Genomic DNA, 23043 nt, shown 5'->3' on the forward strand with positions numbered 1-23043 from the left:
ACGAGCATGCTTCCCCAGGCCCCGCCCCCGACCCACCGGGCGGTCATGATCCGGAAGATCGCGCCCGGTGACCGGGACGCCGTCGCGGCGGTGTTCCGCGAGCACGACCGCACCGACCTGCCCCGCCGCATCGGCGTCACGCGCCGCACGCTGCTGACCTTCCACGACCTGTACATCCACCTGGTCGAGGGGGACGCCTCCTTCGAGAAGGCCCTGTACGCCGCCGGCGACGACCCCGGGTTCCTCGACATCAACGCCAGGCTCGCCACGCTGCTCGTCCCGTACGACAGGGACCGTCCGGCCATGCGCCAGGCGCAGGCCGAGGAGTTCTACCACTGGTCCGACGACCGGCCGCAGGCGACGTACCGGCTGCTGCTGGAGATCAGCGTGGACGAGGCGCGCGGCACGGAGTTCGAGCGGACCTGGTGCCAGATGGCGGCCGTCGCCGCCCGCCACCCCGGGCACGTCGCCCAGTCGCTCTCGCGTGACCTCGCCGACCCCGGCACCTACCACCTGATCAGCGACTGGACCGACGAGGACGCCCACGAGGGCTTCCTCGCCTCCCCGGAGCACCGGGCCCTCGCCGCCGCGCTCCGCGGCCTGGACGCCAAGGTCCGCGCGACCCGCACGCGCATCAGCGCCTACCACGCGGGCCAGGCCGAGGACGACCAGGCACCCGGGGCGTCCGGGACCGGACGGGAGGAGCGATGAACGAGCCGACCGGTCGGGAGGAGGCCGGCGACCGGCCGCCGCCGATCAACGACATACGCACGCCCGGCCCGGCCGCCCGCGTGCGGATGCTGTCGGGCGACGTCGGGTACGTGGTGACCCGGGCGGCCGAGGCGCAGCATGTGCTGTGCGACCCGGCCTTCAGCAGCGCCGCGACGTTCCTGCCCCGCGCGCCCGCGCAGCCGCGGGAGCCGGTCGGCTCCAGCAGGGTCCTGTTCGAGATGGACCCGCCGGAGCACACCCGGCTCCGGAGGGCGGTCGCCCAGGCGTTCAACCGCCGCCGCGTCGAGGCCATGCGGGCGGGCATCGCGCAGGTCGTCGACGGACTACTGGACGAGATGGCCGCGGGCGGGCCGCCCGCCGACCTGGTCCACGCGCTGTGCGCGCCGCTGCCGCTCACCGACATCTGCGAGCTGCTCGGCGTGCGGCGGGAGGACCGCGACTCCTTCCGCGGCTGGGCCGAGACGATCATGGCGCTGCGCGGCCCCTCCCCGGAGGAGATCGACCAGGCCCGGGCCGCGATCCAGCGCTACTTCGTCGACCTGGTCGCGGCCAGACGCGCCGAACCGGCCGGCGACCTGGTCAGCGAACTGCTGACGATGTCCGACCGAGGGGAGCGGATCACCGAGGCGGAGCTGGTCAGGCTCGCGATCACGCTCCTGATCGCCGGGCACGGGCCCACGATGAACCAGCTCGCCCGATGCGTGTACGCCCTGCTGGCGCGCCCAGAGCTGTACGCCGCGCTGCACCGCGATCCGGAGCTGGTGGCCCCGGCGGTGGAGGAGCTGCTGCGGACGGTGCCGTCGGTGCCGGTCGGCACCCCGCGCCTGGCCCTCCGGGACGTGGAGATCGGCGGGGTGCCGATCCCCGCCGGCAGCACGGTCGCGGTGTCGGCGCTCGCGGCCAACCACGACCCGGTACTGTTCCCCGATCCGGAGGTGACGGACCTCGGCCGCACCGACAACAAGCACCTGACGTTCGGCCACGGCCCCCACTTCTGCATCGGCGCCCAGCTCGCCAGGACCGAGATGCGGACGGCTCTCGCCGCCCTGGTGCGGCGCTTCCCCGACCTGCGCCTGGCGGTGCCCCCGGAGGCCGTCCAGTGGCGGGCGGACTCCCTCTTCCACGGCCCCCTGGAGCTGCCCGTGACCTGGTGACCTTCGGCGGAGAAGGCTCGCGCGGCCGACCTCAGGGGGCCCGCCCGGTCAGCCTCGCGACCGTGTCGTCCAGCGCTTGGACCTGCGACGACTCACCGGCGTAGGCGTGGACCAGCGCGAGGAACTCCTGGAGCCCGCCGGGGAACTCCAGGCACGTCCGGACGATCGAATGGACGTCCAGATGGGGCTGCGCGCGGCGCGGCACCCGGATCGCGATCTCTTTGCGCAGGGCGTCCAGGATCTGCTGGCGGCCCTCGGCCGTCGTCAGCAGCGGGATGTCCATGAGCCGCTCGACGATCTCGAAGAGGGCGGGCAGAGCGGTGGCGTCCGCCTGGTCCGGCGTGGTGTGCGCGCCGAGGCCGGGGGCAGGCGGCACGGTCCCGCTGGCCGGAAGCGGCCCCACCCGGGCGGGCGCGCCGGCGGCGTCCTCCGCGGCCTCCGGCGGTCGCGGGGTGCGGACGCTGAGCCAGGCGGTGGTCTCGGTCTCCTTGAGGCGCACGTCGATCGGCCGGAACTCCGTGGGGTCGATGGCGCCGCGGCCCTCCCGGATCACCTCGCGGTAGAACTCTTCGGACGCCAGCACCCCCAGGTCGGCCGGCACCGCGGCGAGCGCCTCCTTGAAGGACGGCGCGTCCAGGAGCCGGTTGACGTGGTTGACGGAGGTGCCGACGATCCCCTTGGCGTCCGATTCGAGCGGCCCGCTGTGCAGCGCGATCCGCAGCCGCATCCGGGCGTGTTCGGCGGCCAGTTCGTTGTGCCGGCGCAGGGCGCCGCGCAGGTGGTCGGGCAGCGGATGGGCGAGGCGGGACGGGTCGTAGGACGGCGGCAGCACGACGATGACACCGTCGCCGCGGTCCTCCTGGTAACAGCCTTCGAGGGGGATGCCCGACGCCTCGAAACAGCTCCGGAGGGCCTCGTATAAGACGGTTCGCAGATGGCTTTGCACGTGGTCAGGGCGTTTGCCGAAACTGATGATGTCGCAGACGAAGAGCGTGCAATGACCGGTCGGGGTCCAGCCTGTCCCCGCTTCGCCGGAGCCGTTCCGCATGACCTCTGATGCCCCTTGAACGATTGGATTGCCCCCAAGGGTGCACGCATGGTGCACACTCCGGCAAGTAGGGTTCCGGCCGGCCGCTCCGGCGAATGGGCGCCTCTTGCGGCGATGTGGTAAATCCCATTGTGTCCGGCGACGCAGAACGACCGGGCGGTCGCGGCCTACATTGACTGGCGGAACGGACGGGGGCGGGGAGGCGGTGACGGCGCATGGCCGACGAGGAGTCGAGGTGGCCCGCCCTGGTGCCGTCGGCCTCGCTGTCGCTGGGGCACGCGCAGGAGCAGGTCCTCGCTGAGCAGACCACCGCCGACATCGTCGCGCTGCTCTTGGACATACCGGATATGCGGGAGGCCACCGCCCGCTCCATCGTCCTGCATTACATCAGCGAGCACGTGCGCGCACCGGTGCTGCTGCCGGATCTGCCGCAGCCGAGGTATTACCTCTACCACCTCGTGCTCGCCTGCCGGGAAATACCCGACGGGCTCCAGCTGCTGATCCGCGCGATCGAGTTCGTGGCCGGCCCGACGGCGGCCGTGGCCCACCTGAAGCGCATGCTGAGCCCGGTCCGCGCCCACCTGGAGCCGGTCGTCGAGACCCAGATCGAGGATCTGCTCACCGGTCTGCGGATCCCCTCCCTCACCCGCCTTTACGTGGCCGCCACCGGAAACGGCATCGCCACCGTGCCGTTCAGGCTCACCGACGCCTGGGACGCGTTCTCGGCGCTCCTCGACCACAACACGGCGCCCGGGAAACCCTCGCCGCACCTCATTTTCGTCGCGATGCTGCTGCAGACCATGCAGACAAGGCAGACGGCCGGAAGTGCGGGGACCGAGGAGGCGTGGCGGCTCAAAAGGCTGCGTGATTGGCTCGCCCGGCAGACCGAGCAGTTGCGCGGCGCGGGCGACGTCGCCCAGGCCGATTACCTCGACCGCATGCGCGACCGTTCCGGGGTGCTCTCGACGCGCGCCGACAAGCCCATCTACCTCATCATCCAGCTCGAACCGCTCCCGGATCTCGTCGAGGACGAGGTCGTGTTCCGGCTGTCGCACTGGCGGCAGATACATCCGCTCGAGTGGCGCCCCGAGCCGGGAGAGGACGAGGTCGTCACCATGAGTTCGGTGCGCGAGCGCGTCGGCGCCCTGATCCACGAGGCCGAGCGCGGCTGGGCCTACGAGCTCGACGACTCGCTGGTGCTGGAGTTCGTGCTGCCGCTCGACATGATCAATCTCGATGTGGACCAGTGGACGCGCGACGCCCTGGAGATGCCGGATCCCCCGCCGCTCGGCGCGGAGTACGAGATCCTCGTCCGGAGCCAGGAGCGGCTGCGCGCGTTCGGCTTCCACCGTGCATGGCGCCAGCGCTGGCAGGTGCTCGTCGACGCCGTCGACGGGCTCACCTACTGGGCCGCCCCGGGGGAGCCCGCGCATCCGCGTCCGATGGGCGACCGGCTGCTGAGCCGCCGCGAGATCGTCGCGTGCGTGCTGAGCGGTCCGCCCGATCGCGAGCCCGGCCGCAGCGAACTCTGGAAGGCGCTGCGGGCCGGGGTGCCCGTGGTGCTCTGGCACAGGGCGGATCCGCCCGCCCCGGAAATGCGGGAGGCGGTGCGGCAGGTCGTCGATCGTCCCGACATCAGGACCCTGCCGACCGACATCAGACGGCTCCGGGGAAACGCGCCGTCCGATGACCATAATGATGGCTCCGCTCTGGAACTAACCCTCCTATGGGATGACCCGAATCACTTCCTGGACGATTCCAGTGCACTTCGGGCCCCTGCTTCCCGGATGTGACGGTTGACGCGACGTGACTGATTAAGGGTCACAACGCCGTGGCCCAACAAGCTCTTGCGAACGGCCGCCCCGAAGGGGATGCTCGATCTAAGGTGGCCCTCACCGGTTCTGCCCGAGTTCGACCATCCATCGCAGCAACCCATAGTCACACCAGAAGGGGACATCGTCGATGGCCGCTGACGAGCCGCCCGAGGTCCCTTACCCTCGTGACGCGCCCATGCCCGCCGGCGCGGGGGACGCCGCCCCGGACGCCCGCGCCGCATGGTGGATCTATCGCGGCACCGGACGCCCCCTGCCGGAGGGGCGGTTCGCCGAGGAACTGCCCCCGCCGCCCCCGTGGCGCGCCTTCGACGGCGGACCGGCCCTCCCGCCTCCGCCCGGCGACGAGCGTGACCTCGTCCGCAGGCTCGGCCCCGTCAGCGCGCGGCCGCGCCTGGCCGACCCCGCGGAGGTCGACGCCGTCAACGCGGCGCTGTTCCTGCGGCGGCCGCTTCTGGTCACCGGAGACCCGGGCGTCGGGAAGTCGACCCTCGCCTACCGGATCACCCGCGAGCTGGGCCTCGGCCGGGTGCTGCGCTGGCCCATCGGCAGCCGGAGCACGTTGCGCGACGGCCTCTACGAGTACGACGCGATCGGACGGGCGCAGGACGCCGCGACCGGCCGCAGGACGCTCGCGCGCCAGGCCGGGGAGTTACCGGAGGCGCCGGCCGAGGGCGATCCGGATGTCGCCGCGCTGACCGACGCCGGAGTGGGGCACTACCTCCGGCTCGGCCCGCTGGGTACCGCGCTGCTGCCCTATGAGCTCCCGCGGGTGCTGCTCGTCGATGAACTCGACAAAAGCGACATTGATCTGCCGAACGACCTTCTCGACGTCCTGGAGGAGGGCGAATACGGGATCACCGAGCTCTTCCGCGTCAGCGCCCGCGAACCCGCGGTGAAGGTCCACACCGCCGATCCTGACGGCACGGCAGAGATCGTGCGGGGCAGAGTCCGGTGCCGGGCGTTCCCCATCGTGGTGATCACCAGCAACGGCGAGCGGGAGTTCCCGCCCGCCTTCCTGCGCCGGTGCCTGCAGTTCTCGATGGGAGAGCCCGACGAGACACGGCTCGCCGACATGGTGGCGGCGCACTTCGCCGAGAGGTCCGACGAGCGCACCCGGCGGCTGGTCCGCAGTTTCCTGGAGCACCGCAGCAGCCACCGCGGGCTCGCCGCGGACCAGTTGCTCAACGCCGTCTACCTCGCCACCTCCGGTGCAAGCGACCCCGACACCGGCTGGGAACGCCTCCTGGATCTCATCTGGCAGCGGTTGGAAGTGGCGCCTGAGTGAGCGAGCGGACCGGAGACCCAGCGGCGCGAGGCGCGGGACGTCCCGACGCCCCGGCCGGTCCTCCCCTTTGGCACCAGGTCTCCGACGCCATCTGGCTGGCCGCGCAGATGAACGCCGCCGCCCTCGCGGCGGGCCGCGAGGGCGATCCCGCCGCGGCGCGCGCACCCCAGGCGGAGCAGCGGCGGTCCGCGAACGGTGCCGCCTCCGCCGCCGATCGCGCCGAGCCTCCAGAGGGCGACGGCCCTGACGGCGATTCGCGCGACTCCTCTCCCGGTGCAGGGCAGGCGACGACGCCCGGTGCGGCCGGGACGCCGCCGGCGTCGGCTCTCGGAACGTCCCGAGGCGAAGTCCCGCCGGACCCGGCACCGCATCGGGCGGGGATGAACGGGCACGCCGCGCCCCCTCCCCTCCTCTTCCCCGTGCGGAGCGACCCGTTCGCCGGAGTACGGCCCCTGACCGACCGGCGCCGCCTCGAACAGGCGCTCCGCCCTTTCAAACGGGCGGTCGAGTCCCGCCGGGGCGAGGTGGAACTGGACGACGAGGCGACGGCGGTCCGCGCCGCCGAGGACGGTCTCTGGCTGCCCCAGACACGTCCCGTCCCCGAACGGTGGCTCGATCTCGACGTCGTCGTCGACGACGGGCGCCTGGCCGCGCTCAACCGGCCGACGACCGACCGGTTCATCGACTGCCTCGGGGCCGTCGGCGCCTTCGGGATGATCCGCACGCACCTGCTCGACACCGACACCGGCGAGAGCGGGCCGCTGGCGTTGCGCGAGACGGGCCCGCTGGCCGCCGCGCGCGCGGCCGAGGGCCTCACCTCCCGGGGACGCCGCGACCGGCGGCTCATCTTCGTGCTGACGGACGGGATCGGAGACGCCTGGCACTCGGGCGCCGCCCAGCGACTGCTGGCCCGGTGGGGCCGGCAGGCCCCGATCGTGGTGATCAATCTGCTCGCCCGGCGCCAGTGGCGGCGTACGGGCCTCACCACCCGGCCCGCCAAGCTCTACGCGGCGCGGCCCGCGATCGCCAACCGCCTCTACCGAGCGCGCTACCCCGCCGCGCCCCTCCTCGGCGACCCGGCCGCCGAGTCCCGGCATGCGGACCGTTCGCACGTCCACGTGCCCGTGATCGAGCTGGATCCGGGGCAGCTCGCCGGCTGGGCGGGGTTCGCGGCGGCGCGCCGCGGTGACTGGTACGGCGCGGTCGCCGTCTGCGGAGCACCCGCGGAACCCCCTCTGGCCGTAGAGGCGGCGGAGATCGTGGAGTTCCCGGTCACGGAGGCGTCGGCGTCCGAGATCGTCCGGCGGTTCCGCGCGGCGGTCAGCCCGACCGTGTACGCCCTGGCGGTGCACCTGGCCGCGGCGCCCCTGAACGCCCCGGTCATGCGGCTCGTCCAGCGCACCATGCTTCCGGAGTCGCGGCCCTCCGACCTGGTCGAACTGGTCGGCAGCGGACTGCTGCACCGGGTCGGCCCCGAGCCCGGGCCGGGGGCCGACGCGCGGGACGAGGTCGTCTTCGACTTCGCTCCCGGGGTCCGCGACGAACTCCTCGCCGGGGGGCGGCGCTCCGACACGACCCGGGTGCTGACGACGGTGGCCCGGCATCTGGGCGACCGCATCGCCGGGCTCCGCGATCTGGCCGGACTGGTCACCGCCCCGGAGCGGGCTGAAATGCCAGAATTGACTGCCGAACTCGTGCCGTTCGCCCTTCCCGTTCTGCATGTTTTCAGGGCGCTGGCCGGGCCCTATCTCAGGCCTGCGAAGGCGCTGGACGCCGAACTCCACGGCAAAATTGACCCTCTCTATGAACGAATCCAGGCTAGAGCCGTGCGAGATGCGGGAAGGACTGGCTCCATGCAATCGCTGGACATCGCCGCTCTCGATGCGCTCACCAGACCTGAGGACATTGTCAAGGCCCCCCACCTTGGAGTCGGTGTGACAGTTCGAGATATCCCGGAGAAAGTCGGGCGCAAGGCGGACGAGCCGCCGCCCGTCTGGGGAAACGTACCTCCACAGAACATCAGTTTCACCGGGCGGGAAGAGTTGCTGGAGCAACTCCATGAGCGCCTTTCGGAGGGAACGACGGCGGTCCTGCCGCAGGCTTTGCATGGAATGGGCGGGGTCGGTAAATCCCAGATAGCCATTGAATATGTTTACCGCCATATGGCGGATTATGACGTCATCTGGTGGATCAGATCGGAGCGGCCCGGCCAGATCCAGCAGGACCTCGCCGAACTGGCGGCCGAGCTCGACCTGCCGGTCAGCCAGGAGGTCAACGTCGCGGTGCCGGCCGTCCGCGAGGCGCTGCGCCTCGGCCGCCCCTACCGCAACTGGCTGCTGGTCTTCGACAACGCCGAGGAACTCCAGGACGTCCGCGACTTCTTCCCGACCAACGGCCCGGGCAAGATCCTCGTCACCTCCCGCAACCAGGAGTGGACGAAGGTCGCCAGCTCCCTGGAGGTCGACGTCTTCGCCCGGGAGGAGAGCAAGGCCCTGCTCCGCCTCCGCGGGCCCGAGCTCGCCGACGCCGAGGCGGACGAGCTCGCCGAGGTGCTCGGCGACCTTCCGTTGGCGATCGCCCAGGCCGGGGTCTGGCTCGCCGAGACCGGCATGCCGGTCGACGAGTACCTCCAGCTCTTCAGGGAGAAGCACGAGAAGGCGACCGAGCTGCTGGCCGATGCCGCGCTCGTGGCCAACGAGCTGCCGGTCGCCGCGGCCTGGAACGTCTCCCTGGACCGGCTGCGGACGAGCGACCCCGCGGCGCTGCAACTGCTGCAGGTCTGCGCGTTCTTCGCGCCGGAGCCGATCTCGCTGCGGATGCTGTCCGGCGCGCGCAACGTCGACGGTCCTCCCGAGCTGATCGAGGCCCTGGGGGACCCGGTCAGGCGGGGGCGCGCGATCCGTGCGATCAACCGGTACGCCCTGGCGAGGATCAGCCACAAGCACAACACGATCATGTTGCACCGCCTGGTCCAGCGCGTCCTCGTCGGGCAGATCCCGCCCGGAGAGGCCGAGGAGCTGCGCCGGTGCGGCTACCAGCTGATGGCCAACTTCGACCCGCGCGACCCGGCGCTGCCGGCGAACTGGCGGCGCTACGCCGATCTGCTGCCGCACGTCCACTACTCGGGCGTCGTCGGCTTCGACGATCCCTGGACGCGCCGGCTCGTCCTCAACGAGATCGACTTCCTCTTCCAGTGGGGCGACCACCGCGGCTTCCTCGAACTGGCGGAGACCGCGGTCAAGACCTGGACGGAGATGCTGGGCGAGGGCAACGAGCAGGTGCAGGAGGCGATGCTGCACCTCGGTCGCGCCATGCGCCTGCAGGGGCGGTTCGAGGAGGCGTACGTTCACCATCTCCGGGTCCGCGACCTGCGGGCCGAGGAGCACGGCGCGGACGACGAGCGCACGATCGACGCGCAGCGCTTCGTGACGGCCGACCTGCGCTACCTGGGGCAGTTCCAGCAGGCTCTCGAATACGACAGGCGCTCCTTCGAGGCACTGCGCCGCATGTACGGCGAGGACGACCCCACCACCCTGCAGCAGGCTCACCTCTACGCCATCAGCCTCCGCCTCAACGGTGACTTCCGGGCGGCGTGCGATCTCGACCGGCAGACCTACCGGCACCTGATCAACATCTTCGGGGAGCACCACGGCCGGACCCTGTCGTCCCTGGCGGCGGTCGCCGTGGACGAGATGGAGCTGGGCCACTTCGACGTGGCGAGAGAGCTGACGCGGCAGAACGCGCAGCGCCTCGAATCCGCATTCGGCAGCAGTTTCGCCGGCCTTGCCGAAAGCCTGACGGCGCTCTCTGTGATGGAGCGCAAGGCAGGAGACCACGAGCGCGCGCTCGATCTCTCCACCGAGGCGCTCGAACGCTACAACGAGCGGTACGGGCAGTACCATCCGGGTTCGATCTCCGCCGCGCTGAACCACGCGGTGAACCTGCGCCAGGTCGGCAGGCTCGGCGACTCGATTCGTCTGGCGCGCATCACGGCGCAGAACTTCCTGCGGATGTTCGGCCCCGATCACCCCAACACGCCGAGCGCGAACATCAACCTCGCGGTCGCCCTCCGGCTGAACGGGCAGCTCGAAGAGGCCAAGAAGCTGGACGAGGCGGCACTGGAGGTCCTGACCCGGGTCCTCGGCATCGACCACCCGCGCAGCATCGTCTGTGCGATCAATCTGGCCAGTGACCACTACGCGGTCGGCAATTTCCATGAGGCCATGGAGAGGGACCGGGAGACCCTGGAACGGGCGCAGCGCGTCCTCGGGGAGGAGCACCCCACCTCGCTGGCATGCATGCTCAACCTCGGGCTCGACCTGCGCGCGCTGGAGGAGGAGCAGGAGGCCGGCAGCCTGACGGAGCGCGCCATCGACGGCATGCGCAGGGTACACGGCCCCCAGCATCTGGCCACCGCGGCCGCGCAAGAGGGAGCCCGCGCGGACTGCGATATATATCCGATTCCGGTCTGAGTCTAAACCGACCGGGGGCTGGAAACGTGGCAGCCTTCCGGTCCCCTGCTCCTGACTTGGATCTGTTTCAATGCCCGTTGAGTTGGGTAAGGATAAATCCGGCGCCACGCTGCCGATGACAGTTGAGGTGTAATTTTCCGGATCTGGACATGACTATGCTCCCCACGTATAGTAGGGGAGCAAATTTGTGTGTCCGTACGGATTGTTTATCTCTGGTAATTGTCGGCGACCACGTGAGCGTCGTGGGAATCCAGCCGATCCGGCCGCCGAGGGATCGGGCTCGCGGACATCGCCGTCCTCTCCCACCGAGAACCACCGCGATGCTCCCGAGGACGGAAGAGGTAATGGGCGGTCAAGGAAACTGGGACAAGGTGCCATGGCGCAAGAGCAGGCGGTCTGGCTCGGAGGATCAGGGGGGAAACTGCGTCGCTGTTGCCGCCTCCGCCTCGTACGCCGCCATCCGGGACACCAATGACCCCTGTCGGGCGACCATCGTCCTTCCGAAGGCCGCCTTACGCGGGATGTTGGACGAGATCAAGAACGGGGCTTTTGACCTGCGATGACGCGTCCGCGCCATCGATGGGAGGCGCGGCGGCCACCGGTACCGCTCGCGCGGCCCCCACGGGATCCGCGCCTCCGCTTCCGTCCGCTCAGGCCTCGAAGGCGTCGGTCTTCACCGCGTTCATGAACGTCCGCCAGGAGTCCATGGACAGCGACAGTCGCGGACCTTCGGGGTCCTTGGAGTCGCGGATCGCGCGGGTGCTGCCGATCGACGCCACCTCCACGCATACCGCGAGGTCGGGGTCGCTGCTCCGGCTGCTCTTCCTCCAGACGGGCGTGGGCGCATTGGTATGAGTCATGGCTGGATGCTCCTTGTGAACCGTTTCAACGCCGCCAGGAAGTGCGCAAGGCCGTCCCCGGCGGCCCATGGTGGGAATTAATCTATCGCATGGTCCGGGTATTCCTCGCTAATCTGGGCCCAAATGCGCGACATGCGGGATCGCCATATTCGGCAAAGCTTATATCTGACATCTAGCATTTAAAGAAAATCGGCCACCAAAGCACGCATTTCCCAGGCGACGCGGTGGGGTGCCCGCGGGTCGGCGACTGCGCGATCAGGCCCGGTGGTCCGGGTGGAGTTGGGCGCCTTCCGTAGGCCGGGCTGTCAGCTCACCGGGCCGGCGGTCGTCCATGCGGAACGAGTCTGGTCCGCCTGCACCGAGCGGAGGAGGGCGTCGGGCGGACCGTCTGTGCAGGGCTTGTCGCGGTCTGTCCGCCCAAGGGTTCCCGCCGGTGTGATCTGCGTAACCGTGGAGTCGATCGGCGAGGAGAGGCGTCTTCGGCATATTCCCAGGTGAAACGGTAGGTTTTATCGGAAACTTGCCCGGCGATGGACGTCTTCGCAGGTGAAGCCAGCTTCTTTGGGGCTTCACAGGGGCGGACGCCGAGTGCATGCTGTGGGCATGAACGCAGCGAAGGTCCTGGTGGCGAGGCGCCACGTCGACCTCCTTCGCGTGTGCAGCGCGTCCTGTTGAGCCACTTTTTCGTGCGCCGACGCCACTGACCGGCGAGTCCCCTCTTCCACCGGCCGCCCTCTGCGCCGGGACCCTGCCGCCTTCCTTCCGTTCCCCTCTTCCGGAGGTGCCTCGTGTCCACCCGTCTGCTCGATCCACCCCGCTCGGCGATTCCCGAAGCGGCGCGGCCCGCGGTCGCCGCCCGTTCCGGCGCCGTGCTGCTGTCCCTGCTGCGCCGGGCCCGCAAGGTCAGCGGGCTCGTCGTCGTCCTCGCCCTGTGGGAGGCAGGCGCCCGCGCGGGCTGGCTCGGCAGCACGACCCCGCCGCTCAGCGACGTCGCCGTCCGCGGCTGGGAGATGGCCTCGTCGGGCGCGCTGTTCCAGAATCTCGGAGTCTCGCTGGCGCGGGTCCTGAAGGGGCTGGCGGTCGGGCTGCCGGCCGGCCTCGTCCTCGGACTGCTCTCCGGGCTGTTCAGGATCAGCGAGGACGTCATCGACGCGCCGGTCCAGGCGGTCCGGATGCTTCCGCACCTCGCGCTGGTCCCGCTGTTCATCATCTGGTTCGGGATCGGTGAGACGTCCAAGGTCGGCCTGATCGCGGTCGGCGTCGTGTTCCCGCTCTACATCAACGTGTTCCACGGCATCCGGGGCGTGGACGAGCGGCTGGTGGAGTCGGCCCGTACCTGCGGGCTCGGCCGTCTCGGCCTCATCCGGAAGGTCATCCTGCCCGGCGCGCTCCCGCAGATCCTCGTCGGCCTGCGCCTGTCGCTCGGTGTCGCCTGGCTGACGCTCGTCGTCGTGGAGCAGTCCGCGACGGCCAGCGGCATCGGCTTCGTCATCAACCAGGCCACCCAGTTCCTGCAGATGGACACGGTCTTCCTGGTGCTCGTGGTGTACGCGCTGCTCGGCGTTTCGACGGACCTGCTGGTGCGGCTCATCGAGCGGCGCGCCCTCGCGTGGCGGAGAGGGCTGGTGGCGCGATGACGGCGACGGTTGCGAGCGGCGTGCGCGTCCGCGGCCTCAGGCGGGTGTTCGGCGAGCGCGCCGTCCTGGACGGCGTCGACCTCGACATCGCGCCCGGCGAGTTCGTCGCCCTGCTCGGGGCGAGCGGCTCCGGGAAGAGCACGCTGCTGCGCGCGCTGGCCGGGCTGGACGGCGAAGGCGGCGGCGAGATCGATGTCCCCGGCAGGCGGGCCGTCGTCTACCAGGAGCACCGCCTGCTGCCCTGGAGCCGGGTGTGGGACAACGTCGTCCTCGGCCTGCGGGGACGCGACCTGCGCGGGCGGGCCGAGGCGGCCCTGGCGGAGGTCGGGCTGACGGCTCGCGCCGACGCGTGGCCGCTCACCCTGTCGGGCGGCGAGTCCCAGCGCGTCGCGCTGGCGCGGGCGCTGGTGCGGACGCCCGACCTGCTTCTGCTCGACGAGCCGTTCGGGGCCCTGGACGCGCTCACCCGGCTCAAAGCCCAGGCGCTCGTCGCCGACCTGTGGGCCGAGCACCGGCCGGCGGTCCTGCTGGTCACCCACGACGTCGAGGAGGCGCTGCTGCTCGCCGACCGCGCGCTCCTGCTCGCGGACGGCCGGATCGAGCGGGAGTACGCCGTCGGCCTCCCGAGGCCGAGGTCGCTGGACGACCCGAGGTTCATCGCGCTGCGGCGCGACCTGCTCGACGGGCTCGGCGCCCAGACCGTCCTCCAGCCCCCACCCACCGCCATTCAACCGACGAGCTCCGCTCGACCAACCGTCTGACCGCCAAGGAGGCATCATGACCGACCTGACCGCCGACGTGCTCGTCGCGGGCGGCGGCCCCGCCGGCGCGTGGGCCGCGATCAAGGCCGCGGAGGCCGGCGCCGACGTCGTCCTCGCCGACAAGGGCTACCTCGGGACGAGCGGCGCGACGGCGTCGGCGGGCACCGGGGTCTGGTACGTCGAGCCGGACCCGGAGGCCCGGGAGGCGGCCATGGCCGACCGCGAGGCCCTGGGCGGATACCTCGCCGACCGCGAGTGGATGGCCCGCGTCCTCGACCAGACGTACGCGAACATGAACGAGCTGGCCGAGATCTCCAGGTACCCGTTCCCGGAGGACGGGAACGGCCGCCAGATCAGGCGGGGCCTGCAGGGGCCCGAGTACATGCGGCGGATGCGCGTGCGGGTCCGCCGGTCGGGGGTGCGGGTCCTCGACCACAGCCCGGTCACCGAACTGCTCGCGGACGGCGCCGGGGCCGTCGCCGGCGCCGCCGGGTACCGCGTGCGGGACGACCGGCCGTTCCGGGTCCGGGCGGGCGCGGTCGTGCTCGCGACCGGCGGGTGCGCCTTCCTCAGCAAGGCGCTGGGCTGCGATGTCAACACCGGGGACGGCGCTCTGTTCGCGGCGGAGGCGGGCGCGGAACTGTCCGGCATGGAGTTCTCCAACGCCTACGCGATCGCCCCGGCCTTCACGTCCGTGACCAAGACGGCGTTCTACTCGTTCGCCACCTTCTACCACGCGGACGGGACCGTACTGGAAGGGGCGGGCAGCCGGCGGGGACGTTCGGTGATCGCCCGGACGCTGCTCAGCGAACCCGTCCTGTGCCGCATCGACCGGGCCACGCCCGAGGACCGGCGGGCGATGCGGCTCGCGCAGGCGAACTTCTTCCTCCCGTTCGACCGGCAGGGCATCGACCCGTTCACGGACCTGTTCCCCGTCACCCTCCTCGCCGAGGGGACGGTCCGCGGCACCGGCGGCATCCGGATCACCGGCGCCGACTGCTCCACCACGGTGCCCGGCCTGTACGCGGCGGGGGACGCCGCGACCCGCGAGCTGATCTGCGGCGGCTTCACCGGCGGCGGAAGCCACAACGCCGCGTGGGCGATGTCGTCGGGCACCTGGGCCGGGCAGGGCGCCGCCCGCTACGCCGCCGGACTGGGCGGGCGCGCCGGAGCGCGGACCGTGCACGCCCTCGGCGAGGCGGGCGTCCGCCCGGAGGGGACGGCGGCCGGCGGCCACGCCGACTACGTCGCCGCCGTTCAGGCCGAGGTGCTGCCCTACGACAAGAACCTGCTGCGGCACGGCGGGCGCCTCGCCCCGGCACTGGACGTCCTGGACCGGACGTGGCGGCAGCTGCGCGGCACGCTCCGCGAGGAGGGCGCCGGGGTCGTCCGGGCGCGGTCGGCCGCCGCGATGACCGCGCACGCCCGCTGGATGTACCGCGCCGCGCTCACCCGCACCGAGACGCGGGGCATGCACAAGCGCCAGGACCTGCCCGACCAGGACCCGGCCCAGCACCGCCGGCTCCTCACCGGCGGCCTCGACGAGATCTGGACGCGTCCGGAGGACGAGGCGGTGGCGTCGTGATCGAGATCGTCTCGCGGGAGCGGTGCATCGCCTGCGACAAGTGCGTGGACGTGTGCCCGACGAACGTCTTCGACCGCGGAGCGGACGGCGTCCCGGTCATCGCCCGGCAGGGCGACTGCCAGACCTGCTTCATGTGCGAGGCGTACTGCCCGGCCGACGCCCTGTTCGTCGACCCGCGCTCGCACGCGCTGCCCCAGCCTCCAGACGAGGCGGCGCTCGCCGCGGACGGGACGCTCGGCGCCTACCGCGCGCAGATCGGCTGGGGCTGGGGCCGCACCCCCGGCGCCAGGCACGCGATCGGCCCGTCGCTCGACCCGGGCGCCCCCCTCATCTCCTGAGACACCACTCGATCGACCCCGCGAAAGGCAACCACGTGAGATTTCCCCGAGTTCTGGCCGCCGGCCTCCTCGTCCTCGCCGCGACGGCGTGCGGCTCCTCCGAGGCCGACAGCGGCTCCGGGACGCTCCGCATCGGAGTGATCGGGTCGGGGGCCGGCAACAAGCTGACCCGCGCCGTCGGGTTCCTCGACCGGCGCGGCGAGCTGCTGCCCGAGCTGAAGGCCGCCGGCATCACCAGGATCCGGGTCGCGACGTTCCCGAACGGCCCCGACCTGAACCAGGCCCTCGCCGGCGGCTCCCTCGACATCGGCCAGTACGGGGACACCCCCGCCCTGATCGGCCGGGGGCAGGGCCTGCCGACCCGGCTGCTGTCGCTCAACTCCGTCCGCCTCGACGCCGCGATCGTCGCGAAGAAGGACGGCGGGCCCGCGTCCCTGAAGGACCTGGAGGGCAAGCGGATCGGCGTCCAGACCGGCTCCTACATCCACCGCTACCTGCTCGGCGCGCTGGAGCGGGCCGGGGTGAGGCCGAAGGAGATCATCCACATGTACACGCCGGCGATCATCGCGGCGCTGGAGAAGAACGCGATCGACGCCGGCGGCCTGGTCTCCGCCGACCAGGCCGCGCAGGAAAAGAAGGGCTACCGGTCGATCGACATCGCGTCGCGGGACCATCCCGACCTGCTCGGCACGTCCGTCACCGTGGTGACGGAGAAGTACCTGGCGGGGCACAGGGACATCGTCCAGGTGTGGCAGAAGGCCGAGACCAAGGCCGCGAGGGTCGCCAAGGCCGACTGGCCCGGCTACACCGCGTACGTGGCCGAGACCGGCGGCTACGCCCCCGACATCTCGGTCAAGACGACACTGAAGGACCAACTGCCCGACGAGCCCTTTCCGGCCGAGGGGCTGGAGTTGCTCGACGGGACCAAGGCGTTCCTCGTCCAGCAGGCGCTCGTCAAGAAGGACTACACGCTCGACTCCTGGCTGGCGCCCGGGGCCAGGCCGTGACCCGGCTGGACGCCGACGTCCTCGTCCTCGGCGGCGGGCCCGCCGGGGCGTGGGCGGCGCTCGCCGCGGCCGGGGCCGGGGCCGCCGTCGTCCTCGCGGACAAGGGCTACTGCGGGACCAGCGGCCCGACCGCGTCGGGCGGCAACAACCTCTGGTACGTCCCGCCGGACACCGAGGCGCGGGCACGGGCCGTCGACGAGCGCTTCGAGCAGAGCGGCCGGCTCGCCGACCGCCGTGTCATGGCGCGCGTCCTGGACGAGACCTACCGCCGTGTCGACGACCTCGCCTCCTTCGGCTACCCGTTCCCCTCCGGCGAGGACGGCGTCGAGCGGCGGGGCAGCCTCCAGGGGCCCGAGTACATGAAGCGGATGCGGCGCCGTGTGCACAGATCGGGCGTGACGATCCTCGACCACCATCCCGCGCTGCGGCTGCTCGTGGACGACTGGGGCGTCGCGGCCGGCGCGTCCGGCATCGCCCGCCAGAAGGGCGGCGAGACGTGGACCGTCCGCGCGGGCGCGGTCGTCCTGGCCACCGGCGGTTGCGCGTTCCTTTCCGGCGCGTTCGGCACCAACGTCGACACCGGTGACGGTCACCTGATGGCCGCCGAGCTGGGCGCCGAGCTGTCGGGCATGGAGTTCTCCAGCGCCTACGCGTCCTCCCCGGCACACGGTTCGCACACCAAGGGCCTGATGATGCAGTTCGCGACGTACTACGCCGAGGACGGCGCCCCGATCGACGTGCCGGACCCGCTCGGCGCCAGGATCCGCGTCGCGGAGCGGCTCGCGGCGGGGGAGAAGGTGTTCGCGCGTCTGGACAAGGCGCCTCCGCACCTGCACGAGGCGATGCGGGACGCCCAGCCGAACTACTTCCTCCCATTGGACAAGGCGGGGATCGACCCTTTCCGCGACCGGTACGAGCTGCGCATGGTGCTGGAGGGCACGGTCCGAGGGACGGGCGGACTGCGGATCGTCGGCGACGACTGCGCGACGACCGTCCCCGGACTCTACGCCGCCGGTGACGTCGCGACGCGGGAGCTGGTGTCCGGCGCCGTCAGCGGCGGCGGTGCCTACAACGGGGCATGGGCGATCTCCTCGGGCACCTGGGCCGGCCGGGGCGCCGCCGGGTTCGCCGTGGGACGAGGGCGTCCGCACGCCGTCCCGGCCGGACGCGCCGGCCTGCGTCCCGGACGGCTCGACGCGGCGGCGGTCGTCCGTGCCGTGCAGGACGAGATGCTGCCGCTCGACCGCAACCTCTTCCGGACACGTGACGGGCTTCGCGACTCTCTCGCCTCGCTCGACGCCCTGTGGGACCAGATCATCTCCCAGGGCATCGCCGGAACCGGCCGCGAACGTCTCCGGGCGAGATCGGCCGCGGCGATGACGGCGCACGCCCGGTGGAGTTACCGCGCCGCTCTGGCCCGTCCCGAGTCCCGGGGCATGCACCGGCTGGACGGCCTTCCGCAACTGCCGCGGTTCGAGCACCGGCACCTTGTCGGGGGTCTGGACCGGCTTTGGACGGCCGCCGAACCCGAGGAGGCTCTGACATGATCGAGGTGGTGAGCGCGGACCGTTGCGTACGCTGCGACGTCTGCGTCAAGGTCTGCCCGACGGACGTGTTCGACCGCGGCCCGGGCGGTGTCCCGGTCATCGCCCGGCAGAGCGACTGCCAGACCTGCTTCATGTGCGAGGCCCACTGCCCGGCGGACGCGCTCTACGTCGCGCCGTTCACCGGCCCGGCCCCGGCGGGCTCCCCCCACACCGACGAGGACGTGTTGGGCGATGCGTTCGGCGAGTACCGCCGCATCGTCGGCTGGGGCCGCGGCCGCACCCCGGGCAGCCGCGCGGACCGCAACCACATCTTCACCGAACGCCTCCGCTCCTCGCCCTGACCGTCTTCTGGCGGGAGGTGACCGGATTCTCGTCCTCCTTGGCGAGGGTGAGGAAGAAGTCCCGGACGTCCTCGGCGAACAGATCCGGCACCTCCATCGCGGCGAAGTGGCCGCCGCGCTCGAACTCCGACCAGTGCCTGATGTCGAAGAGCCGCTCGGCCAGCGGCCGCACCGACTGCGTGATGTCGTGCGGGAGGACCGCCACCCCGACCGGCACCGGGCACGGCTCGGTCTTTCGCGGGGCGTCGTGGTGCAGCCGCGCGGAGGAGGCCGCGGTGGCGGTCAGCCAGTACAGGGAGATGTCGGTGAGCATCCGGTCGTCGCTGATCTGCGAGCGAGGATCCGTCCACTCCGCGAAGCGCTCGGCGATCCAGGCGAGCTGGCCGACCGGGGAGTCGGTCAGCGCGTAGCCGATGGTCTGCGGGGTGAGGGCCTGCAGAGCCTGGAAGGGGGGACGGTTCGCCATCAGCCGCCTGACCTTGTCGAGCCTGGCCTCGTCCGTCTCGGACAGGTCGATGCCCGCCTCCAGGTCCGGTCGGGTCGGCAGGTAGTTGACGTGGACCCCGACGACCTGCTCGGGAGCCACGGCGCCGAGCGCCAGCGAGATGCCCGATCCGAAGTCGCCGCCCTGCGCGCCGTAGCGCTCGTAACCGAGACGGCGCATCAGTTCGGCCCAGGCACGCGCGATCCTGGTGATGTCCCAGCCGCGCTCGTGGGTCGGCCCGGAGAAGCCGTAGCCCGGGAGGGACGGGATCACCAGGTGGAAGTCGCGGGACAGCGGCTCGATCACGTCGAGGAACTCCAGGAACGAGCCGGGCCAGCCGTGGGTGAGGACGAGCGCGAGCGCGTCCGGTCTCGGCGACCGGACGTGGACGAAATGGATGTTCTGGCCCTCGATCTCGGTGGTGAAGTGCGGAAGCTCGTTGAGCTCGGCCTCGTGCCCGCGCCAGTCGTAGCCGGTGCGCCAGTACTCGGCCAGTTCCCTGAGCCGTGCCAGCGGGAAGCCGTAGTCCCACCCGGCGCCGGCGACCTCGTTGGGCCAGCGGGTGCGGGAGAGCCGGTCGGTCAGGTCGTCGAGGTCGGCCTGGGGGATCTCGATGCGGAACGGCTTGATCATGCTCTGACTCCAGGGATCGCCACTTGGTTGGCATGGCCAACGTTGGTGATGCCAACCATACACGGCATTGTTGGTCGTGCCAACAATGTTCGGCGGCCCCGTGGCCGAGCCGGTGCGTGATCGAATGCGGACCCGCGGCGAGGACGGGACGGGCTCCTAGGCGCGCCAGAACGAGGGGGGCAGCCCCTCGATCTCGGTCGCGGCCTGCTCCAGTTGCTCGCCGAACGGTCGCAGCGCGGTCTGCCCGGCGTCGACCAGGCGGCGGATGATGGCGGCCTGACGGCGGGCCCGGCCGACGACGACGGCGGCGAAGGCCTCGCGATCGCCGTCGTAGCCGTAGGAGTCCAGCAGGAGATGCAGGCGGCGGGACCTGTCCTCGAACGCCGTGAACCCCTGGAACTCGGCGACGTGCCGTGCCTGGAGCGGAACCCAGGTCAGTGCGAGGTGGGCCAGGTCGAACTCGCGGGAGGAGGGCCCGGCGGTGTCCCAGTCGACGAACCCGACCAGACCGCCGGCCTCGGTCCACACCGCGTTGTACGGTGAGGCGTCGTGATGGCCGATGACCGAACCGGGGTGGCAGCTCTGCCCGGCGAACCAGGTCGCGTCCTCGGGCGGGACGAAGGCGGCCGTCGTGTCGTGCAGCCGCCGCATCCACGCGCCCGCCTGCCGCAGCGCTCCGTCCGAATGAGGCCATGCCGGCCACGGGTGGCGTTCACCGATGGTGTCGCCGTGCAGGAATGTCAGGACCTCGCGCCCCCGCTCGTCATACCCCAGCACCCGCGGCGCGCCTTCGAACCCGGCCGCCTCCAGATGCCGCAGCACCGCGTGCACGGTGGGTGTCCAAGGATTCGCCGGACGGTGCACGGTGTCTCCGACACGGACTCCGCCCACGTGCCTGCCACCCGGTAGCGGCTGCTCTTCCATGCGTGCTTTCTAACCCGAGGCGCGAGCCCGCGCATCTGGTTTTTCCCGAGGGTAGTACTCTCCGAATCCCGATAATGGTGCGAACCTTTCCCCGCCGGGCGGCCGTCACACAGACGCATGTCTCTTCGGTGTCCGTCCGTTTATCACCGCCCCCCGGAGCTCCCCGTGACCAAGACGATCGCGATCCGCCTGGCCGTCAGCGGCCTGCTGCTCATCGGCGCCGCCGCGTGCGACGGCGACGGTGAGAACGCGGCGGGCTCATCGTCCGCGCCGTCCGCCGCCGGCACCCCCTCCGCGGCGACCACCGAGCCGGCGCCGCCCTCCGCGGCGCCGACCGCGAGCGCCTCGCCGACATCGCGGGCCACGCCCGCCGACCCCAAGGTCACCAACAGCAGGCAGATCGTGATGATCGATCCCGAGGGCAAGCGCTACACGTTCACGACGATGGCGCAGATGGCCGCGGGCATGCGGGTCACCATGGGGGAGAACGCCCCGTCGGGCTTCTGCGAGAAGTCCTACCGGAAGGGCGTGGAGGGAGGCGGGTCGTTCCCGGCGGGACGCGACGCCTTCCTGGCCGCCTGCCGCGAGGGATGGCTCAAGACCGAACGCTGGATGCGGCAGCAGTAGGACCGTTCGAGACGCAGCGGAACTGACGGAGGAAACGTGCGTCACCAGGTGTACGAGCCCCTGGCCCAGGATGACCCCGCCGAGATCGGCGGATACCGCCTCCTCGCCCGGCTGGGCGCCGGCGGGATGGGACGGGTCTACCTCGCCGCCACGCAGAGCGGGCGGAAGCTCGCGATCAAGGTGGTGCGCCCCGAGTTCGCCGACGACCGGGAGTTCCGCCGCCGGTTCGCCCAGGAGGTCACCGCCGCGCAACGCGTGCAGAACCTCTACACGGCCGCGGTCGTCGACGCCGATCCGAGCGGCCCGATGCCGTGGCTGGCCACCGTGCACGTCCCCGGCCCCTCCCTCGCGGAGGCGGTAGCCGAGTCGGGGCCGCTGCCGCCGTCGGCGCTGCCCACGCTGGGGGCGGGCGTCGCCGAGGCGCTGCAGAGCATCCACCGGACCGGGATCGTGCACCGGGACCTCAAGCCGTCCAACGTGCTGCTGGCCGACGACGGCCCGCGGGTCATCGACTTCGGGATCGCCCGCGCCGCCGACGCGACACCGCTCACCCGGACGGGCGGCGTCATCGGATCGCCGCAGTTCATGGCGCCGGAGCAGGTGCGCGGCGACGCGTCCACCGCCGCGGTCGACATCTTCGCGTTCGGCACCCTGCTCCACTTCGCGGCGACGGGCCTCAGCCCCTTCGGGGAGGGCGACCCGCAGGCGGTCATGTTCCGCATCGTCCAGGAGGCGCCCCGGCTCGACCGGTGCCCCGAGGCGCTGCGGCCGATCATCGAGCGGTGCCTGGACAAGGACCCCGCGAACCGTCCGTCCGACGCCGAACTGCTCGGCGAGCTCAGCCGCATGCAGTCGTCGCGGGCCGCCGTCTGGCCGCCCGAGCCGGTCACCGAACAGCTCCGGGCGTACAAGGAGGTGCCGTCTCCGACCCGGGTCCTGGACGAGCCGCGCACCCGCACGCTCCCGGCGGGCGCGCACGAGCAGCCCCGCTACGGCGCGCCTGAGCAACCCCGCTACGGTGCGCCTGAACAGCCCCGGTACGGCGCGCCCTCCAGCGTCTCGTACGGCGCGCCCACGCTTCCGCCGCACGGCGCGCCCACACCGCCCCCGCACGGCGCGCCCGCACCGCCCTACCAGGGCACACCCCCTCCACCTGCGCGCGGTGTGCCCGCTCCGCCCCCGCCTGGCGCGCACACCCCGTACCCGCCGTACCCGCCGGCGCGCCAGAGGGGCTCGGGCTGCGGCAAGACCTTCCTGCTGGTCAGCGGTGGCGTCGTCGCGCTGCTCATCGTCCTCGGGTTCGTCGTCAGGTCCGGCCAGTCGGGCAGCGGGAGCCAGACGGGCACGGACGGCTCCGGGAAGACGAACGCGTCGCCGCGGTCCGGCGGCGGCAAGGGCGGGAAGGGGAAGAAGCCCGGCACGCTCCTGGCCCGTTACAGCAAGATCGACATCTCGACCGGCTACACCATCGGCTTCGCCGACAACCCGAAGCGCCCCAAGAAGGGCGAGGGCGGCGATCTGGAGTTTCTCGCCGGGAACATCCGCGGCGACGGCAAGTTCGGTCCGATCGCGCGTGGCCGGCCGGCGACCTACAAGACCTGCCACGACAACACCAAGTACATCGAGAACAGGATCTTCCAGCCCGACCCGGGGACGACCTGGTGCGTCTACACCGAGTCCGGCCTTCTCGGCATCGTCCACATCAGGACCAAGGACTACGACTTCATGAACTTCGACCTGAGCGTCTGGCAGGGGCCCGCCGACTGACGACGC

19 protein-coding genes are annotated in these 23043 nt (G+C 71.6%); 15 read left to right on the forward strand and 4 right to left on the reverse strand.

All coding sequences use genetic code 11. The annotated features are described in order from the left end of the window. The first annotated feature begins 6 nt into the window (after positions 1 to 6). Both AB0C84_RS27820 and AB0C84_RS27825 read left to right on the forward strand, forming a co-directional pair. Positions 7 to 711, forward strand: coding sequence for a TcmI family type II polyketide cyclase (locus tag AB0C84_RS27820; protein WP_361072078.1), 705 nt, complete (start codon positions 7 to 9; stop codon positions 709 to 711). Then, the gene (locus AB0C84_RS27825) at positions 708 to 1886 is read left to right on the forward strand and encodes a cytochrome P450 (protein ID WP_361072081.1); all 1179 of its coding nucleotides are present in this window, start codon (positions 708 to 710) and stop codon (positions 1884 to 1886) included. Before AB0C84_RS27820 ends, AB0C84_RS27825 begins: the two co-directional genes overlap by 4 nt. 31 nt (positions 1887 to 1917) lie before the next feature. On the opposite strand, the gene AB0C84_RS27830 is transcribed toward AB0C84_RS27825, so the two are convergent. Continuing rightward, a complete protein-coding gene (locus tag AB0C84_RS27830) occupies positions 1918 to 2832 on the reverse strand; it encodes a hypothetical protein (protein WP_361072084.1) in 915 nt (304 codons plus the stop codon). 317 nt (positions 2833 to 3149) lie between these two features. On the opposite strand from AB0C84_RS27830, the gene AB0C84_RS27835 reads away from it, so the two are divergent. The 4 genes from AB0C84_RS27835 (at position 3150) to AB0C84_RS27850 (ending at position 11089) form a co-directional block, all read left to right on the forward strand. Beyond that, positions 3150 to 4727, forward strand: coding sequence for a hypothetical protein (locus AB0C84_RS27835; RefSeq protein ID WP_361072087.1), 1578 nt, complete (start codon positions 3150 to 3152; stop codon positions 4725 to 4727). Between the two features lie 169 nt (positions 4728 to 4896). After that, a complete protein-coding gene (locus AB0C84_RS27840) occupies positions 4897 to 6054 on the forward strand; it encodes a MoxR family ATPase (RefSeq protein ID WP_361072090.1) in 1158 nt (385 codons plus the stop codon). Then, a complete protein-coding gene (gene fxsT / locus AB0C84_RS27845; protein WP_361072093.1) occupies positions 6051 to 10526 on the forward strand; it encodes an FxSxx-COOH system tetratricopeptide repeat protein in 4476 nt (1491 codons plus the stop codon). Before AB0C84_RS27840 ends, fxsT begins: the two co-directional genes overlap by 4 nt. A gap of 344 nt (positions 10527 to 10870) precedes the next feature. Next, complete coding sequence (locus AB0C84_RS27850) at positions 10871 to 11089, forward strand: DUF397 domain-containing protein (RefSeq protein WP_361072096.1); 219 nt, start codon at positions 10871 to 10873, stop codon at positions 11087 to 11089. Positions 11090 to 11176: 87 nt separating this feature from the next. Here AB0C84_RS27850 and AB0C84_RS27855 read toward each other — a convergent pair whose 3' ends face one another. Continuing rightward, a complete protein-coding gene (locus AB0C84_RS27855; RefSeq protein WP_179842451.1) occupies positions 11177 to 11386 on the reverse strand; it encodes a DUF397 domain-containing protein in 210 nt (69 codons plus the stop codon). 788 nt (positions 11387 to 12174) lie between these two features. Here AB0C84_RS27855 and AB0C84_RS27860 point away from each other — a divergent pair. Genes AB0C84_RS27860 through AB0C84_RS27890 form a run of 7 tightly spaced genes read left to right on the forward strand, consistent with a single transcriptional unit; the run spans position 12175 to position 18602 of the window. Continuing rightward, on the forward strand, positions 12175 to 13023 hold the full coding sequence (locus AB0C84_RS27860) for an ABC transporter permease (protein ID WP_361072099.1): 849 nt from the start codon (positions 12175 to 12177) through the stop codon (positions 13021 to 13023). Continuing rightward, positions 13020 to 13784: an ABC transporter ATP-binding protein gene (locus AB0C84_RS27865; RefSeq protein ID WP_361072102.1), complete on the forward strand. Its 765-nt coding sequence runs from the start codon at positions 13020 to 13022 to the stop codon at positions 13782 to 13784. Before AB0C84_RS27860 ends, AB0C84_RS27865 begins: the two co-directional genes overlap by 4 nt. A 16-nt stretch (positions 13785 to 13800) precedes the next feature. Continuing rightward, complete coding sequence (locus AB0C84_RS27870) at positions 13801 to 15369, forward strand: FAD-binding protein (protein WP_361072105.1); 1569 nt, start codon at positions 13801 to 13803, stop codon at positions 15367 to 15369. Further along, complete coding sequence (locus AB0C84_RS27875) at positions 15366 to 15707, forward strand: ferredoxin family protein (RefSeq protein WP_361072108.1); 342 nt, start codon at positions 15366 to 15368, stop codon at positions 15705 to 15707. Before AB0C84_RS27870 ends, AB0C84_RS27875 begins: the two co-directional genes overlap by 4 nt. Positions 15708 to 15742: 35 nt before the next feature. Next, the gene (locus tag AB0C84_RS27880) at positions 15743 to 16714 is read left to right on the forward strand and encodes an ABC transporter substrate-binding protein (RefSeq protein ID WP_361072111.1); all 972 of its coding nucleotides are present in this window, start codon (positions 15743 to 15745) and stop codon (positions 16712 to 16714) included. Next, positions 16711 to 18261: an FAD-binding protein gene (locus tag AB0C84_RS27885; RefSeq protein WP_361072114.1), complete on the forward strand. Its 1551-nt coding sequence runs from the start codon at positions 16711 to 16713 to the stop codon at positions 18259 to 18261. Before AB0C84_RS27880 ends, AB0C84_RS27885 begins: the two co-directional genes overlap by 4 nt. After that, positions 18258 to 18602, forward strand: a complete 345-nt coding sequence (locus tag AB0C84_RS27890) for a ferredoxin family protein (protein ID WP_361072117.1) — start codon at positions 18258 to 18260, stop codon at positions 18600 to 18602. The genes AB0C84_RS27885 and AB0C84_RS27890 overlap by 4 nt, the downstream gene beginning before the upstream one ends. Here the strand turns inward: AB0C84_RS27890 and AB0C84_RS27895 are convergent. Further along, entirely contained in the window at positions 18574 to 19719 is a 1146-nt protein-coding gene (locus AB0C84_RS27895) for an epoxide hydrolase family protein (protein WP_361072120.1), read from the reverse strand. The two genes, AB0C84_RS27890 and AB0C84_RS27895, sit on opposite strands and share 29 nt — an antisense overlap. A 156-nt stretch (positions 19720 to 19875) precedes the next feature. Continuing rightward, positions 19876 to 20550 (reverse strand): phosphotransferase, encoded by a 675-nt coding sequence (locus AB0C84_RS27900; RefSeq protein WP_361072122.1) that lies wholly within the window; start codon positions 20548 to 20550, stop codon positions 19876 to 19878. Positions 20551 to 20808: 258 nt separating this feature from the next. Between AB0C84_RS27900 and AB0C84_RS27905 the strand changes: the two genes are divergently transcribed. Together AB0C84_RS27905 and AB0C84_RS27910 are read left to right on the forward strand one after the other, a co-directional pair. Next, positions 20809 to 21270, forward strand: coding sequence for a hypothetical protein (locus AB0C84_RS27905; RefSeq protein WP_361072125.1), 462 nt, complete (start codon positions 20809 to 20811; stop codon positions 21268 to 21270). A gap of 36 nt (positions 21271 to 21306) precedes the next feature. Beyond that, on the forward strand, positions 21307 to 23037 hold the full coding sequence (locus AB0C84_RS27910) for a serine/threonine-protein kinase (RefSeq protein WP_361072127.1): 1731 nt from the start codon (positions 21307 to 21309) through the stop codon (positions 23035 to 23037). Positions 23038 to 23043: the final 6 nt, after the last annotated feature.

This window comes from Actinomadura sp. NPDC048955, assembly GCF_040649435.1.
Taxonomy (GTDB): domain Bacteria; phylum Actinomycetota; class Actinomycetes; order Streptosporangiales; family Streptosporangiaceae; genus Spirillospora; species Spirillospora luteofluorescens.